Annotated in this window: 15 protein-coding genes and 1 pseudogene; 13 read left to right on the forward strand and 3 right to left on the reverse strand. The window is 40.6% G+C overall.

Features of this window, described 5'->3' with window-relative positions:
• Positions 1–299: 299 nt before the first annotated feature.
• Positions 300–734, reverse strand: a complete 435-nt coding sequence (locus RCG21_RS03910; RefSeq protein ID WP_133339643.1) for a hypothetical protein — start codon at positions 732–734, stop codon at positions 300–302.
• A gap of 322 nt (positions 735–1,056) precedes the next feature.
• Here RCG21_RS03910 and RCG21_RS03915 point away from each other — a divergent pair, with 322 nt between their 5' ends.
• From RCG21_RS03915 to RCG21_RS03945, 8 genes and pseudogenes are all read left to right on the forward strand, one after another.
• A complete protein-coding gene (locus RCG21_RS03915; protein WP_308912885.1) occupies positions 1,057–3,033 on the forward strand; it encodes an outer membrane protein assembly factor BamB family protein in 1,977 nt (658 codons plus the stop codon).
• A gap of 261 nt (positions 3,034–3,294) precedes the next feature.
• Positions 3,295–3,369 carry a pyrroloquinoline quinone precursor peptide PqqA gene (pqqA, locus tag RCG21_RS33450; protein ID WP_165976399.1) on the forward strand — a complete coding sequence of 25 codons (75 nt, stop codon included), beginning with the start codon at positions 3,295–3,297 and terminating at the stop codon, positions 3,367–3,369.
• A gap of 69 nt (positions 3,370–3,438) precedes the next feature.
• On the forward strand, positions 3,439–3,693 hold the full coding sequence (locus tag RCG21_RS03920) for a hypothetical protein (protein ID WP_208025431.1): 255 nt from the start codon (positions 3,439–3,441) through the stop codon (positions 3,691–3,693).
• The gene (gene pqqB / locus RCG21_RS03925) at positions 3,681–4,457 is read left to right on the forward strand and encodes a pyrroloquinoline quinone biosynthesis protein PqqB (RefSeq protein ID WP_443646225.1); all 777 of its coding nucleotides are present in this window, start codon (positions 3,681–3,683) and stop codon (positions 4,455–4,457) included. The genes RCG21_RS03920 and pqqB overlap by 13 nt, the downstream gene beginning before the upstream one ends.
• A gap of 286 nt (positions 4,458–4,743) precedes the next feature.
• Positions 4,744–5,348 (forward strand): annotated as a pseudogene (pqqC, locus tag RCG21_RS03930) (pyrroloquinoline-quinone synthase PqqC).
• Positions 5,349–5,376: 28 nt separating this feature from the next.
• Positions 5,377–5,721: a pyrroloquinoline quinone biosynthesis peptide chaperone PqqD gene (gene pqqD / locus RCG21_RS03935; RefSeq protein WP_208025430.1), complete on the forward strand. Its 345-nt coding sequence runs from the start codon at positions 5,377–5,379 to the stop codon at positions 5,719–5,721.
• On the forward strand, positions 5,693–6,829 hold the full coding sequence (gene pqqE, locus RCG21_RS03940) for a pyrroloquinoline quinone biosynthesis protein PqqE (RefSeq protein ID WP_133339633.1): 1,137 nt from the start codon (positions 5,693–5,695) through the stop codon (positions 6,827–6,829). Before pqqD ends, pqqE begins: the two co-directional genes overlap by 29 nt.
• Before the next feature lie 362 nt (positions 6,830–7,191).
• The gene (locus RCG21_RS03945; RefSeq protein ID WP_133339631.1) at positions 7,192–8,508 is read left to right on the forward strand and encodes an MFS transporter; all 1,317 of its coding nucleotides are present in this window, start codon (positions 7,192–7,194) and stop codon (positions 8,506–8,508) included.
• Positions 8,509–8,645: 137 nt separating this feature from the next.
• Here the strand turns inward: RCG21_RS03945 and RCG21_RS03950 are convergent, their stop codons facing one another.
• A complete protein-coding gene (locus RCG21_RS03950) occupies positions 8,646–8,966 on the reverse strand; it encodes a hypothetical protein (protein ID WP_133339629.1) in 321 nt (106 codons plus the stop codon).
• Positions 8,967–9,385: 419 nt separating this feature from the next.
• On the reverse strand, positions 9,386–10,744 hold the full coding sequence (locus RCG21_RS03955) for a sigma-54 interaction domain-containing protein (RefSeq protein ID WP_133339627.1): 1,359 nt from the start codon (positions 10,742–10,744) through the stop codon (positions 9,386–9,388).
• Positions 10,745–11,147: 403 nt separating this feature from the next.
• Between RCG21_RS03955 and RCG21_RS03960 the strand changes: the two genes are divergently transcribed.
• The 5 genes from RCG21_RS03960 to RCG21_RS03980 all read left to right on the forward strand — a co-directional run bounded on the left by RCG21_RS03960 (position 11,148) and on the right by RCG21_RS03980 (position 16,633).
• Entirely contained in the window at positions 11,148–12,233 is a 1,086-nt protein-coding gene (locus RCG21_RS03960; protein WP_133339625.1) for an aromatic ring-hydroxylating oxygenase subunit alpha, read from the forward strand.
• Positions 12,230–13,678, forward strand: a complete 1,449-nt coding sequence (locus RCG21_RS03965) for an aldehyde dehydrogenase family protein (RefSeq protein ID WP_133339623.1) — start codon at positions 12,230–12,232, stop codon at positions 13,676–13,678. The genes RCG21_RS03960 and RCG21_RS03965 overlap by 4 nt, the downstream gene beginning before the upstream one ends.
• The gene (locus RCG21_RS03970; protein WP_133339621.1) at positions 13,678–14,760 is read left to right on the forward strand and encodes a tartrate dehydrogenase; all 1,083 of its coding nucleotides are present in this window, start codon (positions 13,678–13,680) and stop codon (positions 14,758–14,760) included. Before RCG21_RS03965 ends, RCG21_RS03970 begins: the two co-directional genes overlap by 1 nt.
• A gap of 208 nt (positions 14,761–14,968) precedes the next feature.
• The gene (locus RCG21_RS03975) at positions 14,969–15,154 is read left to right on the forward strand and encodes a DUF3311 domain-containing protein (protein WP_133339619.1); all 186 of its coding nucleotides are present in this window, start codon (positions 14,969–14,971) and stop codon (positions 15,152–15,154) included.
• Positions 15,155–16,633, forward strand: coding sequence for a sodium:solute symporter family protein (locus tag RCG21_RS03980; protein ID WP_133339617.1), 1,479 nt, complete (start codon positions 15,155–15,157; stop codon positions 16,631–16,633).
• Positions 16,634–16,640 lie beyond the last annotated feature (7 nt).

A 16,640-nucleotide genomic window follows, 5' to 3' on the forward strand; every position in this document is an offset into this window, starting at 1 on the left:
GTAGTGAATCGCTGAACATGAGATGTTCCAGTTCGGTCCCTCCTTTAGAGGATCTAATTTTAAAAAGAACAAGCTTATGATGCCCTACTATATTTCTGTATTATACAAATTATGGTAAATTTATTTACTCATTTTGATGGAAAGGGTTTATATTGTCGTCCTTGATAAAAAGAGTGAGGGGATTGAAAAGATGTACACGTTCTTATCCATTTATATTTCTTCCACAAAACCTTAATAGAAAAAGACTACTTCCTAAAAACAAGGAAGTAGGCTTTGTTATGTAATAAATTGTTTATTCATTACTTTTTAATTTCAAAATTAATCGTCCATTGGCCTTTTTGACTCGAAATGCTGTCTGTATTAAAGGATACATTCGATGAAGCAGGGATATATTGTGGCAGCTGCACCGTTACTGCGCCTTGATATTGCTGATTGCTGACTTTTTTATACCAGGCATCATTTCCTTGAACAAACTTATTTCCAATCGTAAAATCCGGTCTATTCATAAGGCTTTTCCCTTCCATCAATTGTCCTGACTTTGATTGAATCGTATAATACACCACCATCTCTTGGCCATAGTTCTTTATGGTGTAGTTATTAATCGTCAGTTTGATTCCGTTATGTTCTGCAGAACCAATTTCTGCAGCCAGAGTACTTTGGGAAGAAACCAATAAAAAACCTAAAGATAGAATTAAGGCAAATCCAGCTTTTGTAAACTTTGAAAAAAACCTCATAAATCGCCCTCCTAAATATTTAACTTCTTAATTTTTAAGGATAAAAAGATGAATATCCTTATTTATAGATTGTCTCCATTTTTAGTAAATATTCTTAATTGGTAATACCAAAAAACAGGATACAAGACCTCTCTAATTTTTAAGTAGATTCTGCCCTCTTTTTTGCATAATTAAGGCAGGTTTTACTCAATATAGAAAAAGTGGCGGGTCTAATTAATATAAGTATCTTCTTAATAGGGGAAACTTGAAAATATCCTAAAAAATGAGGCAATTAGGGGAATGATTTGACCACCCGAGAAATTATAGCATAGGAGGTCTTTTTTTGAAGTTGAAGCGCTATGTAAAATCGATCAGCGTAGCTTTTTTAGGATTAATGTTAGTTGCGGGGTGTCAGACGAAAAATGAAAATAAGCAAAAAACGACCGAGAAACAAACTACAGAAGCTAAAAAAGATACCGGCTTTCCAATTTGGGGATATAACTATCAACAAACCCGGAATGTCCCCTATACAAAAATAACAAAAGACAATGTAAAGAATTTAGGTATTGTCTGGCAATCAGATTTAGCAACTTGGGGTACAAAAGTCCAAAATGCCTCTGAGGACTATCCTGTTGTTAAAGATGGGGTGATGTATGTTACGACTTCCTTTAACCGAGTGTTTGCTATCAATGCTTCAAATGGAAAAAAGATTTGGGACTGGCAACCTCCTAAAGAGGTTCAAGATCATCTTAATAAAGCGGATCTCAGCCTTTTAGAAGTTGTCGCCAGCCGTGGTGTAGCGGTAGCAGAAGGAAATGTTTTTGTACTTATTGCAGATAATCGATTAGCCAAGCTTGATGCGAAAACAGGAAAATTAGTTAAAATGATTAATTTCTGGGATACGAAGAACATGAAAGGGGTTACACTTGAAAACCGTTATTATGAAACATCCGCCCCTATGTACTATAAAGGCAATGTCTATGTTGGAAGCAGCGGCGGTGATAATGGAATTCGCGGTTTTGTTATGGCTTTTAAAGCAAGCGATTTAAGTCCAGCCTGGGATCAGCCTTTCTGGACGGTTCCTGAGCAAGGGAAAGGCTGGGTAAAGGGGAAATTTATCGGGGGCGGCGCTGTCTGGAACCCGATGTCATTTGATCCGGATACTGATATGATGTATTTTGGCGTAGGGAATCCTGCACCTGACTTTTTTATCAAAGCTCGCCCGGGTAAAAATCCTTATACAGATTCGGTGGTTGCTCTTGATAGTAAAACCGGAAAATTTGTTTGGGCAAAATCAGAAGTCGAAAATGACGAGTGGGATTATGATGCTGCAGCGACTCCAATGGTTCTCAATGCTACCGTTGGCGGTAATAAAAAGAAAGTAGTTGTACATGGCGGTAAAAACGGAAAATGGTTTGCTTGGGATGCGAAAACAGGTGATACCATCTATGATGGCGTTCCATTTGTCAAAATCCAGCATTCACCGCTGACAACGGATGAGAAGACAGCTAAGCCTCAATGGCCTGGGGTGGAAGGCGGACAAAACTACGCCCCTGAAACTTATGATCCAACAACTAATTATGTCCTAATTCCAGGTATTAACGCGCCGTCCATCGGGGTGGCAGCGAAAGACGAAAAAGAATTAGAACAAAAAAATGGTTTATTCCCGGGGACTTCTGTTGTAATAACCCCGAAAGGTGCTGAGATATCCGGCACGATCACTGCTATTGATGTGAATACTGGTAAAAAGGTTTATCAAAATAAGATAAAACAACCGATGCGTGGAGGTTTCACAAGTACAGCATCTGGCCTTGCCTTCTACGGGGAGTTGGACGGAACCGTCAACGCAATGGATGTTAAAACCGGAAAAGTCTTATGGAATGCGAAAAGCGGTGGAGCACAGATTATGATGGCTCCGTCGATTTACGTGGAAAACGGGAAACAATTTGTAGTTTACGTAACCGGAACGAAGGTTGTTGCCTTTGGTCTTGGCGGTAAACTGTCAGCTACACCTGAAAAGAGTCCGCAAGGTTCAGGGAAAAATGATGATGCGAATCATGGCAGCCACGGAAATAAAGAAAAGCCTAAAAAGCAGCCGGCTAGTATGAATGCTGAAGCCATTTACAATAAGAGCTGTATATCCTGCCATGGTCAAAATCTTGAAGGAGGAGCCGGCCCTAGTCTAAAGCATGTTGGCTCATCGATGTCTGAACAGGAAATCGAAAAACAAATCATTAACGGAGGCGGAAGGATGCCTGGAGGCCTTGTTGATGCAGACCAAGCAAAAGTGTTAGCAAAATGGCTGGCCAATAAAAAGTAATAAACTTAGAACTCTATAGGTAGAAACAATGCAAAGACCTGAGTCCGTTTTAAAATCGACTCAGGTTTTTTGTTATTCATCAACAGGTTCTTGTCCTTTTTTGCTATCTATTGTAAAATTCCGTACCACTTTCGGACAACTATAAGTCGAAATTCTAGTTATTTTGAGGTATCAGCTGACATAAGATGATGGTGACAGGGAAAATTTGAAATCCCTTGAAAGCTGATAAACATTGGAAGTTCACGAAAAGGAGGGGATAACATGTGGGTTAAGCCTGAATATAAAGTAATTAATACCGCTTCTGAAGTGACCATGTATATCTACACCGGCAAGTAGCATAAACACTGCTTGCCTCTTTTGTATTTCTCATTAACGGTTTATAAAAAATCAACGGAGGTTATGCAAATGAGAAAGAGCCGTTACCTACTATCACTGATTGGTGCGATGATTGGATGTGCAACAACTGGCGGGTGGCTGTTTGTCGACCTCTTGCTTCCTGACCCGGTGGGGGACTATATTTTATTTCCGTTAATGGGTCTGACCAATATCGCGATTGGGTGGCAAGTTGGGAGGTTATTGGGGAAACGGAAGGAAATGGGTAATAAAGATGCTCAAATCGCAAGCGAAAGGACTGAAGGCAAATTAGAATTAGAGTCTTAGGAACAGCAGCAGGAGGGGGATTTCCGCAGTGGAACTGTGCATGTCCAAACTGCCGCGGTGTTCGCGAAGAGAACCATGAATTTCAACCATTATTACAGTCTTCTCTTGCAGTAAGTGCCAATGACAAGGATTGGTACCTCATTAATGCAGGTCCGGATGTTCACAGACAGATTGAATCATTCTCTGTGCTGCATCCGGGCCCTGGAATAAGAGAGACCTCTCTCGCTGGTGTAATTTTAACAGATGCTGAACTCGATCATACAATTGGGCTGTTGTCACTGCGAGAGGGCTCTTTTCTGACCATTTACGGAACTGAGATTGTTAGAAAGTGTTTGCAGTCCGCTTTTCCGGTTTTCCCAATGCTAAAAAACTATTGCTCATGGGAATGGCAGTCTCTTCAGCCAAATATCGGGCAACGGGTAGGAGCTTTTGGAGAAGGGACGATAATCGTAGAAACAATCCCGGTGTCAAGAAAGCCACCGCTTTATGCCCAGTCAAATCTGAAGGATGAGCTGCCAGAAGACCTTTGGGAAGTTGGGTTGGTTCTTCATAATCAGAGTTCCGGCAAATGTCTTGCTTATTTCCCTACATTAGTAGACATCACTCCGGATTTAGAAGCTTGCCTGCGGAAAGCTGATATCTTAATGGTCGACGGCACCTTTTGGTCAGCAGAAGAATTGGTGAAGATGGGTGCGACTAAACGCGACGCAAGAAACATGGGGCATTTACCTATTAGTGGTTCGGGGGGATCGCGGAAAGGCTAGGATCATTCCCAGCCGAACGGAAAATTCTGATCCACATTAATAATAGCAACCCTATTTTGAAGAAGGACTCCAAGGAAAGACATACATTGGAGCGACTTGGTTTTGAGATTGCCTATGACGGAATGGAAGTGGAGGTGTGAGGATGCCGGAACAAGGTGGACTTATTAGCCAGAAAAAAATTCTGTATCAAAAAGGGGATTCACCTTGGACAAAGGATGAATTCACAGAGCGTTTAAAGGATGTGGGACGTTCTTTTTATCATGACAAACATCCTTTTCATTTGGCGATGCATCAAGGAAATTTACGCCGGGAACAAATTCGCGGCTGGGTGGCCAACCGATATTATTATCAGAAATCAGTTCCAGTAAAAGATGCAGCGATTCTGTCGATACTGCCGTCAAGGGAGTTAAGACGTGAATGGATTCAGCGAATTATTGATCATGATGGTACAGATGGAGAAGATGGCGGAATTGAAGCATGGCTTCGACTTGGAGAAGCTGTAGGGTTGTCAGGGAGGAAATAGAGCGCGAGGACCATGTTGTACCGGGCGTACGTTTCGCCGTTGACGCCTATGTGAACTTCGCACGGACAAAACCTTGGATTGAAGCGGTTGCCTCCTCGTTAACCGAATTGTTTTCACCTGATCTCATTTCGAAGCGGATGAAGATACTTGATCGTTTGTATCCATGGATTGACAGTAAAGGTTTTGAGTATTTTCAAAATCGCTTAACGCAAGCACCTCGCGATTCAGATTGCGCCCTTAAGCTTGTTTTGACTTATTGTCAATCTCCTGAAGAGCAAAAGCGCGCAGTCGAGGCCTTAAAATTCAAGTGTGATGTGTTGTGGGCACAGCTTGATGCTATTGAAAAGGCATATCCCTCTAATGGGTGACTGATATTTCTAGATTAAAAGATTGGTGGTGGAGCCAATTTTAACTAGCAGCATTCCAAAGCTCGCAGCAAAGGCGCGATTAAAGTTTGATAAAGTGAGAGAGAAGCAACTCCTCTTGTTACCGGAAAGAGTTGTGGTCCTAAACGAAACCGCTGCATCGATCCTTACGCTATGTGACGGGAGTCGATCGGTGCACACCATTGCTGAGGCTTTAAGGAGTTCATTACAGGCAGGATCAGAAGAAATGAGTACAGATGCTTTACCCGATTTAAATGAGATGAAAGAAGACATTTCCGAATTTCTTCGGGAGATGGAGGATCAAGGATGGGTGGTGATCCATAAACATGGAACAGTCGATTACCAAGAACAATAATGGGGTTGGACCACCGTTTTCACTTCTCGCGGAGTTGACCCATCGCTGTCCGTTGCATTGCCCCTATTGTTCAAACCCATTAAAAATGGCCGCGGAGACAATGGAGCTTACGACCCAAGATTGGTGCCGTGTCTTGTCAGAGGCTGCCGATTTAGGAGTGGTAGAGGTTCACTTTTCTGGTGGTGAACCACTCCTGCGTAATGACTTGGAGATCTTGATCCAACATGCAAATTCATTAGAGATGTACACTAATCTCATTACAAGCGGCATAGGTTTGACAACTGAAAAAGCCGCTCGGCTCAAAGCTGCTGGAATTGAAAATGTGCAGGTAAGCTTCCAGGCAGGGGAAGCGAAGCTTTCGGACTTCATTGGTGGATATAAAGCCTTTGAGAGGAAAAAGGAAGCGGCCATTGCGATAAAAGAAGCAAAGTTGCATTTATCATTAAATGTTGTGTTACACCGGATGAATCTTGATCATTTGAATGAAATTATTAAGCTAGCGGAGGAAATGGGAGCTGAGCGTCTGGAGCTAGCGAATACTCAGTATTATAACTGGGCTTTGCTCAATCGGGAGAGGCTGATGCCGAGCTGGGATCAGATTGAGCGTGCCAGTGAAATCTATGAAGCTGCTAAAGCACGTCTTGATAGAAAAATGGAAATCATTTGGGTTATTCCAGATTATTACGCTTCAGCACCGAAGCCTTGTATGGGAGGATGGGGTGCGATTGGTCTTACGGTGGCTCCGAATGGGGATGTTCTTCCTTGTCCAACTGCCGGAATGATAGAAAGCTTATCCTTTGAGAATGTTCGAGAGTCGTCCCTAGGGCAAATATGGTATAAATCAGGGGCCTTTAACCATTTCCGCGGTGAAGCATGGATGCCGGAACCTTGTCGTTCATGTGATTTGCGGCACCAAGACGGTGGCGGCTGCCGGTGCCAGGCTTTTGCTTTAACCGGAGATGCTAATGCAACCGATCCAGTCTGCCAATGGGCGCCGAAACATGATCTGATTGAGAAAGCTATAAAGGGTGCCAATAGCAACACCATGATACAGTCATCACCAATAATTTATCGGAGACATATTTTGAATAATCCTCTATCAAAATGACAAATACAAAAATAAATGAATGTAAAGTTGGTGCTAAAGGGAGCTGATACATAACCTTTGGCACTTTTTTTGTTTACGAAATATGGAATATTAAATTTTTCCTGATTTTTAGTAGCTCAAATGAGGAGTGGAGGGTAAAGGGCGAAAATTAGTGGGTAAAAAGGGGAAACCGGAATGTAAACTCTTTAAAGCGGTGGGTAAAGAACCAAAACCGGTGGGTAAACGAAATTAGGATGAATTTGGGGAATAATCAGGAGTTGGAAATTTAATGAAAATGGTAATTGTTGTTGTGAATAAATAACAATATGTTTTGGAACCCTTTTGAGTAGAACCACCCTAATAGAAAAGAAGTGGTAAGAGTGATGTTTAAGTTTAATAAGCAAATGGATACGGCATTCGGGCAAATCCATCCGTCAGCAAGAAAACTTATGCTAGTTAACGCATTAAGAAGCATTGGACAAGGCATGATGGTGGTTGAGCTGGCTTTATATCTTGATGCGCTGGGATGGGGCACCGCGGCAATTGGAAGTGTGCTTGCTGCCGGAGGGTTACTTGGTGTTGGACTAGCCCCAGTCATAGGTATCTATAGTGATCGATGGGGGAGAAAACCGTTTATCCTTGTTTCTGAACTAATAACTGCCGGATGTGCGTTGATTGGGGTATTATCTACAAACACTATCTTGTTATTTATGGCAATCACTTTTTCTGGTTTTGGAAAAGCGGATGCCGGTTCCCCAAGTCCGTGTGCCCCAGCGGAGCAGGCCTGGCTGGCGGCATTTATACCAAAAACGGAGCGTGGGAGATTATACAGTCTAAATAATGCGCTCAGCTTTTTCGGAATGACGGCGGGTGCAGCGCTAGCGGGGACCACAGCTTTATGGAAAAATATCCTGCTAGGAGGATCTTCTTATCGGCTTTTATTTATCTTTATCTTCATTCTATCGCTGATTACGGCTTCTATCATTTTAACCATTCGAGAAGAGAAGGTTAAGAGACAACAAGGTTACATAATGGAAAAGTCCGGGAATCAAGAAAAGAAGATCTTACACGAAGAAAATTCAGCAGTCATGAAATTGGCTGCTATTAACATCCTTAATGGGATTGCCATCGGACTGACAGGGCCGATGATGTCCTATTGGTTTGCGGCCAAATTCGGGGCAAGCAGTTCACAAATTGGCGGAACATTGGCCATCACCTTTTTTGTGACGGGTATGACCTCGATTTTACAAGCAAGATTATCCCACAAACACGGGACCATCCGATCTATTGTTTTGATTCGTTTTTTAGCCAGCCTAATGCTGATCCTAATGCCCTTACTCTCTTCCTATGCTCTTGTCTCAGTTTTGTATATAATTCGAACAGCTTTAAACCGAGGTACACAAGGAGCACAGCAAGCGTTAAGTGTAAGTTTGACTCGTGACATGCGCCGAGGCTTCGCTTCAAGCATCAATGTCTTTTCCATGAGGCTGCCTATGTCGGTTGGACCGTATATTTCCGGCTATCTTTTTGGACTAGGTTCACTGTCCCTGCCTTTTTATATTGCTTCCGGTTTACAATTGAGTTTTGCCTATCTATACGGAAAAGTCTTCAGCTCTTACGAGATTCGCATGAAATCACATACAACACCTGATGAGAGTGCATCAAATAATTTACTATACCTGTTAAATAAAAAGATGTGAAACCAATAGTGATTTCACATCTTTTTTGTAATCCAATTTGGTATAGAATTCGATAATGATGCTCACCTTATTCTACATCACTTTTTGTATGGTACAAATAAAAAAACACCCCTTTTTAGGGGTGTGAAGATAATTGGTTACGCCTTAATTTCACTATGAGTATAGCCCTTATCAGAAAGAGAAATTTCAAACCATTGGTATTTTGTAGATTTAAACCAATCATAATGAGGCAAATAAATCACATAGCTTAATAGCCCCTCAGCATCGAGGATTGATTTAAAAATTTTAGCGGTTCCATATCCAAACGTCCGATCAAGATACCCTTCAAGCCCTTCTCTAAGGATCCTTTTTCTGTTCTCTTTTTCTTCATGATTTAACTCAAACAACCCGTTAATAAAAGCACTCAACAGAAAAATTGTAATCGGGATTAAAACTACAAAAACGATAAACTTTAACAACTAAAACCGCCTCCTAAATTTCCCTTTAGACTTATCTGTATTTGATTATGCCATCTCCTACCTATAAATGGTGTTACAAATAATCGAACATTTTAAAGAGCTGATTTTAGGTTGAAGGATTAAAATTTATCTGGTTTTAAGAGGGAGGGAAAAGAAAGTCAGTTTCATTGCCCGATGTAATGAAAAAGCTCTCATGTGTGCTAATGTTCTAGGGGTGCTGGCTACTCAATTTAAGGGGGATTGGGAGGGGATACCTGCCTTGGATGAGTTAAATGGAAACGGAAGAGAAGTTGTTTCGCGATAAAGCAGTAGACTAGTTGGGAAGGTCTCTTACGGAGGACTTCCTTTTGTTTTACTGAAGATGAAATAAAAAAGATATAAAACCGGATTGGTTTTACATCTTTACTTGAATTCATTCATTATAAAATCTCATCCCCGCAATACTGACTAATCAGCTTCACAGCCCTCGTTTGGCTGATATTTAAATCTTTAGCCACTCTTCTTGAGCTTTTATGTTTTTTATAGGATTGTACAACAAGCGTTTTCTTCACATGCTCAATCGCATCATCAAGATTGTCAGGCAGGATATGCTGCGTGTGGGGTTTTATGTTTTTTAAGATTAAATCAGGTAGTTCGCTTGTATGGATGATGGAATCACTGGTGACTACCAATCTCTCCATCACATTTTCAAGCTGGCGGATATTACCTGGCCAGGAATACAAAAAAAATAGGTCCAAGCATTCCTGCGAGATGATTTTATTCATTTCGTATTTTTTATTAAATTTATATAAGAAATTATAGGTTAACGGAATAATATCTTCTCTTCGTTCCCTTAGCGGTGGAAGCTGGATATCAATAATATTTAGGCGGTAAAATAAGTCCTCGCGAAACTGGTTTTTATGCACCATGTCAATTAAATCACGGTTAGTTGCGGCGATAATCCGGACATCTACTTCTTTCATTTCCTGTCCGCCAATTGGCAGGAACTGTTTTTCCTGAATGACTTGGAGAAGCTTAGCTTGGAGGGACAAAGGCATTTCGCCGATTTCATCGAGGAATAATGTGCCTTTATCTGCAATTTCAAGCAAGCCTTTTTTTCCGTACTTACTTGCCCCAGTAAAGGCCCCTTGGGTATATCCGAAAAGCTCCGATTCAAGTAAATCCTCTGGCAAAGCAGCACAGTTTATTTTTAAGAAGGTTTTGTCACTTCGTTTGCTGATGTTATGGATGTAATGAGCCAGTACCCCCTTACCAGTACCCGATTCACCTTGAACTAAAATCGTTGAATCGACCTTAGCGATTTTTTCACACACCTTTAAAATATCTTTCATTTTTTCACAATTGGTGATGGGGGTAGCACTGTTAGGATTGCCGGAAGGTATTACTTCTTCTTTTTCCGTTTTAATAGTTTTATAGTTTTGCAGCGCTTGAGATGTCGTCACAACGAATTCAATTTCATTTTGATCATTTAATATAGGGACGGCTGTGGTTAGTAACTCCGCTCCTAAATAGGTTGTCTGTTTCATACTAACGGTTCTCTTTTCCTTAAATACTGAAGGGACGATTGAAGGTTTCCAGTATCCTTTTTCAAATAATTCAATGTTATATTTCCCCACAACATCATCAGGTTTTAACCCGTAATGTCTTTCGCAGGCACTATTAACGAAAATGATTCGTTGTTGTGCATCTATCACGAAGATTTCATCAGATGAATAATCAAGTATTTTTTTGAGTGTATCAACAGTGATTTCGAACGGACTTTGTGTTTCAGAAACCATTCAAGATTCCTCCATTACAAGATGAGTTGATTATAATTCAAATGAGTTGAAAACAACTCGGTTTTGAACAAAGTTTGAACAAATTTCGAAAGAAAATTGACAGTTTTCAAGGTAATTCAACTATTTATAGTTTTGGCACGTTACTTGCATTAATTAATAGTGAGTGTCGTTAGACATGGATGAGAAATCTCATTGAATTAATTAAACAAAATTTTCATTATCTTGTAAACGCTTAATTATTACTATTGTCATGTTGTATTTTGGGATTTCAAAGGTGAATTGAAAATGACTCATTTTAAAAATTGATTTTGAAGGGAGAGAGGGCCTTCAAACAGCCTGAAATATTTCTTAGAAACATAATTTTATTAAAAAAATGATGAATGATTAGAGGAGGAAAATTAAAATGGCAACTTATAATGAAGTACAAAACAAAGCAAATCGAACGTTTGAAAGAACATTATCCTATGATTTATATACAGACCCAAAAGTGCTAGAACAAGAAATGAATGATGTATTTGCTAAATCATGGCAGTTGGTCGGCCATGTGAGCCAGTTAGAAAAACCAGGGCAATTTTTTACTACTGATGTTGCAGGTGAGCCGATTATTGTTACTCGTGGGATGGACGAGGTCATTCGCGCTTTTTATAATGTTTGTCCACACCGTGCCACAAAGCTAGAAAAAAATGAATCGGGACAAAAGAAGATTCTTCAATGTGGCTACCATGGCTGGACATTCCGTTTAAATGGAGAATTGAATAAAGCTCCTAACTTTACCGGAGAAGATGCCCATTGTGTCAGCGACCGCTGCTTAAGATCTGTAAGAATGGAAATTTTGGAGTCATTAATATTCGTTAACCTTGATGATAACGCAAAAACTTTACAAGAAACATACGGTGATTTCTTTGACCGCTTAAGCAAGTTTCCATTCCTAGGAGAGTTAAAAAGAATCAATCAAAAAACACGTGTAATCAAAGCGAACTGGAAGGCGTTCATTGATAACTATTTAGAGTGTGACCATTGCCATGTTGCCCACCCAAGCTTTGTTGCCACTTTGGATATGAAAAACTACCAAATTGTTACATGCCAAAACTACTCCGTTCAAGGATCAATGATTAAGCCGGATAAAACAATGGGAACAACGGATTTGAATGAAGCTGAAATGCAGGGTGGAGAGTTCTATTGGTTATGGCCAAACTTGATGGTAACCATTTATCCAGGACCAGCAAATATGGCAACGATTCAAATGATTCCAATTGATCATGAAAATACTTTAGCAGTTTATACTTACTACTTTAGAGATGAAAACCTAACACAAGAAGAAAAAGATTTGGTTACATTTGCGGAACAAGTAAGACAGGAAGATGTTGACTTAGTAGAATTAGAGCAAATTGGATTCCGTTCCCGTGCCTTTAACCAAGGAGTATATTCCCAATCAGAAAAGGCAATTGTTCAATTTCACGAAATGGTATTGGAGGCGTTAGGACGATGACAAATGTAAAAGTTGTAGAAAAGAAGCACTTATTTATTAATGGTCGAGATGTAGAGGCTGACAACTATGCACCGCTCTATTCTCCTTATTCTGATGAAGTAATCGCTGACATCGCCATGGCGGATGAGCACTTAACAAAAGAGGCCATCAAGGCAGCACAGGAAGCGTTTCTAGTAATCTCAAAAATGGCAGCATTTGAGCGGTCAGCTATTCTGGAAAAAGTGGTAGAATTATTAAAAGAAAGAGCGGACGAAGCGGCAGAAGTGATCGCTATTGAATCAGCAAAACCTATTTCTTTTGCAAAAGGCGAAGTTACCAGAACAATTGAAACATATAAGTTTGCCGCAGAAGAAGCGAAAAGAATTCATGGAGAAACCATTCCCTTTGATGCTGCACCAGGCGGGGTCGGAAGAATTGGTTATACCGTTCGTAAACCAATTGGCGTGATCGGGGCTATTACACCGTTTAACTTTCCTATGAATCTAGTGGCCCATAAGGTGGGTCCAGCGATTGCTTCGGGAAATTCTATCGTATTGAAGCCTGCATCACAAACTCCTTTATCTGCTCTATACATCGCAGAGCTTTTCAAAGAAGCCGGTTTACCAGACGGAGTATTGAATGTCGTGACAGGGTCAGGTTCAGTAGTTGGTGAGGCGATTATAAAAGATGACCGTGTACAAATGATTACCTTTACAGGAAGTCCAGCGGTCGGAATTGGCATTCGCAATAAAGCTGGTTTGAAGAAAACCACTTTGGAACTTGGATCAAATGCTGCAGTCATTTTAGATAAAGATACGAATATTGATCAGGTCATTGACCGCTGCATCTTGGGGGCCTTTTCAAATCAAGGCCAGGTATGTATCTCCCTTCAGCGCGTCTACGCCCATGAAGAGGTATATGATCAATTTGTTGAAAAATTTGTGGAAGCGGCGAAGCAATTAAAGGTAGGAAATCCACTAGATCCAGAAACCTATATTTCTTCGTTAATTTCGAAAAAAGAAACAGAGCGGGCACTAAGCTGGATTGAAGAAGCTAAACAAAACGACGCAGTGGTTTTAGCCGGTGGAAAACTAAAAGATGGTATTTTAGAGCCAACCGTAATTACGAATGTTGATCCGCTGTTAAAAGTCTCTTGCCAAGAGGTATTTGCTCCAGTCGTGATTGTTAATAAAGTGAAATCGGTAGAAGAAGCGATTGGCTACGTAAATAATTCCAGATACGGGCTGCAAGCTGGTGTTTATACGAAAAATATTGATCATGCGCTATTTGCTAGTGAAGCTCTTGAAGTAGGGGCTGTAATGATCAATGATATCCCAACCTTCCGGGTAGATAACATGCCATACGGCGGTGTAAAAGAGAGCGGTACCGGACGTGAAGGGCTCAAATATGCAGTAGAAGAGATGACTGAAATGAAATTAATTGTTTGGAACAGAGGCGATAAGTAATGAGCATATATAAAATTGCCGTGATCCCGGGAGATGGGATTGGCCCTGAAGTTCTCCAGGAGGGAATTAAGGTTTTAAATAAAATTGCTGAATTGGACGCTTCTCTCCAATTTGAATATACGTATTTTCCGTGGGGCTGTGAGTATTACACGAAGCACGGTGTGATGATGGATGCCGACGGAATTGAGAAATTACAAAACTACGATGCAATTTTTCTTGGGGCTGTCGGGTATCCAGGTGTCCCTGATCATATTTCATTATGGGATTTACTTTTAAGGATTAGAAAAGGCTTTGATCAATATATTAATATCCGTCCGATTAAGTTAATTAAAGGTGCGACATGTCCATTGAAGGACGTGAAGCGGGAAGATGTGGACATGCTGTTTATCCGCGAAAATAGTGAGGGTGAATATGCAGGAGCTGGAGATTGGTTATTTAAAGGCCAAGAGAACGAAGTGGTCCTGCAAACCGGTGTCTTTTCCCGAAAAGGAACAGAACGCGTCATCCGCTATGCGTTTGAAACCGCAAGAAAAGAAGGAAAATCGCTTACGAGCATTAGTAAGGGCAATGCTTTGAACTATTCAATGGTTTTCTGGGACCAGGTTTTTGAAGAAGTAGGCAAAGATTATCCGGATGTGAAAACCGCGTCCTATCTTGTTGATGCGGCAGCGATGTTAATGATTCACGATCCGAAGCGCTTTGAGGTCGTTGTTACTTCTAATTTATTTGGCGATATATTAACCGATTTGGGTGCAGCATTGGCCGGGGGGATTGGACTTGCAGCAGGTGCGAATATCAATCCGGAAAGAACGTATCCATCGATGTTTGAACCGATTCATGGGTCTGCTCCGGATATTGCCGGCAAAGGTCTTGCCAATCCATTAGCAACGATTTGGTCCGCCAGCCAACTGCTCGACTTTTTAGGCTATGAACAGTACGGAAAATTAGTTATTGATGCCATTGAGGAGCTGCTTGTTGAGGGTGAAGTGCTGACACCTGATATGAAGGGGACAGCTTTAACATCTGAAGTTGGTGACAGAGCTGTAGAGATTATTCAATCAATTGTTTCTTTAAAGGCTTAATTTATATTAGGGTTGCTTGTTTTATGGGAGAAGTTAAAATAAAGTAACATTCATCCCCTTCTAATTCTGTTCGAATATAGAAGGGGGACTTTTTTTAACACCAATTATCTGATTATAAAAAAAATTCATTATTCATTTTATTGAAACCGCCTACATGATTTTTAGATAGACACTTTCTTGGAAATTCACATTGGAGAGGAATTTGCTTATGAAGAAATGGATTGCTTTTCTGACCATCCTGCCTGCAATTGGATCATTAACCGTGGTTAATAAAATTGAACCTTATGTTTTCGGCTTACCGTTTATTGTTTTTTGGTCAACATTATGGCTAATTCTCACTTCGGTATGTTTGATTGCCTGTAACATCATGTATGATCGAAAGGAGCAAAAATAAATGAACAGCTCCATTATTATTATTGGTTTAACATTATGCTTAGCTATTTACCTTGGAATTAAAGCAAGAAAAGGGCGGGATATGAAGCTCGAACAGTGGGCCGTTGCAGAGAGAAATTTTGGTTCACTCATTATGTTTGTTTTAATGGCTGGAGAAATGTTTTCAACCTTCATTTTCTTAGGTGCAAGCGGAGGAGCCTACCGTATGGGAGGTCCTACGATTTATGTTTTTTGTGCCATAACCTATGTCATTCCTTTTTGGATCCTACCTCCAATTTGGCGCTACGCTAAAAAACACAATCTTATCACTCAATCCGATTTCTTTGCTAAAAAATATCAGAGTAAGAATTTAGGGTTACTTGTTGCGATAATCGGTGTGATTTCGATGATCCCATATATTGTTTTACAATTAAAAGGCTTTCAAATTATCGTTTCTGAAGCTTCTTACGGAGCAATTCCTCCGAAGATCGCCGTATGGATTGGCCTGATTGCGGTGACGATTTTCGTTTATATCTCAGGTATTCACGGATCTGCATGGACAGCTGTCTTAAAGGATATTCTCATGCTTACTGTCATTCTCTTTTTAGGATTCTATTTGCCATTTCATTACTACGGTGGAATCCAGCCGATGTTTGAGACACTAGATAAAGCGAAACCGGGATTCCTATTAATGCCTGACAAAGGGTTAAGTATTTCTTGGTATGTCTCGATCTGTTTGACGATTGCATTAGGTCAATATATGTGGCCGCATTGCTTTGGTGCCAGCTTATCTTCTAAAAGTGAGGCAGCCTTAAGGAAAAACACGGCGATTTTACCTTTGTATCAAATCGTTCTTGTCTTTATTCTATTTATTGGATTTACAGCGGTATTGCAAATCCCTAATTTGGAAGGCACAGCTTCGGACTTAGCCTTGTTCAAAATTGCTAAAGCCTCGCTGCCTCCTTGGTTTATCGGTGTAATAGGAGCAGCCGGATTACTTGCAGCTCTCATTCCGTGTTCCTTACTAATCCTAACGGCATCAACGCTTCTTTCAAAAAATATTTATAAACACTTTAAACCGAATACATCAGAGCAAAAACTTGCAAAATTAACACGAATTTTTGTTCCGGTCCTTGCTCTAATTTCTTTGTTTTTTACCTTCTATGGCGGCAACACGATGATTGCATTGCTGACGATGGCATATAGCTTTGTTCTACAGTTATTCCCGCCGCTTGCTTTTAGTTTCATGAAGAAAAATCCGGTCAGTAAGGTTGGTGCTGCCATAGGAATGGTTGTTGGGGTGGCAATTGTCGCTTACCAGACGATTCAAGGCACAACAATGGCTACGATGTTTCCAAGTGCGCCACACTTCATTCAGGACTTAGACATCGGGGTCGTTGCGATTTTAGTCAATACGGTTGTTATGCTTGCTGTCAGCCTATTTACCAAAAAAGTTGCTGCTATCCAGGAAGAGCCTATCAGCCAAGTGAGTAACCTATAGGAAAGGT

The organism is Bacillus salipaludis (assembly GCF_030938565.1).
GTDB classification, from domain to species: Bacteria; Bacillota; Bacilli; order Bacillales; family Cytobacillaceae; genus Neobacillus; species Neobacillus salipaludis_A.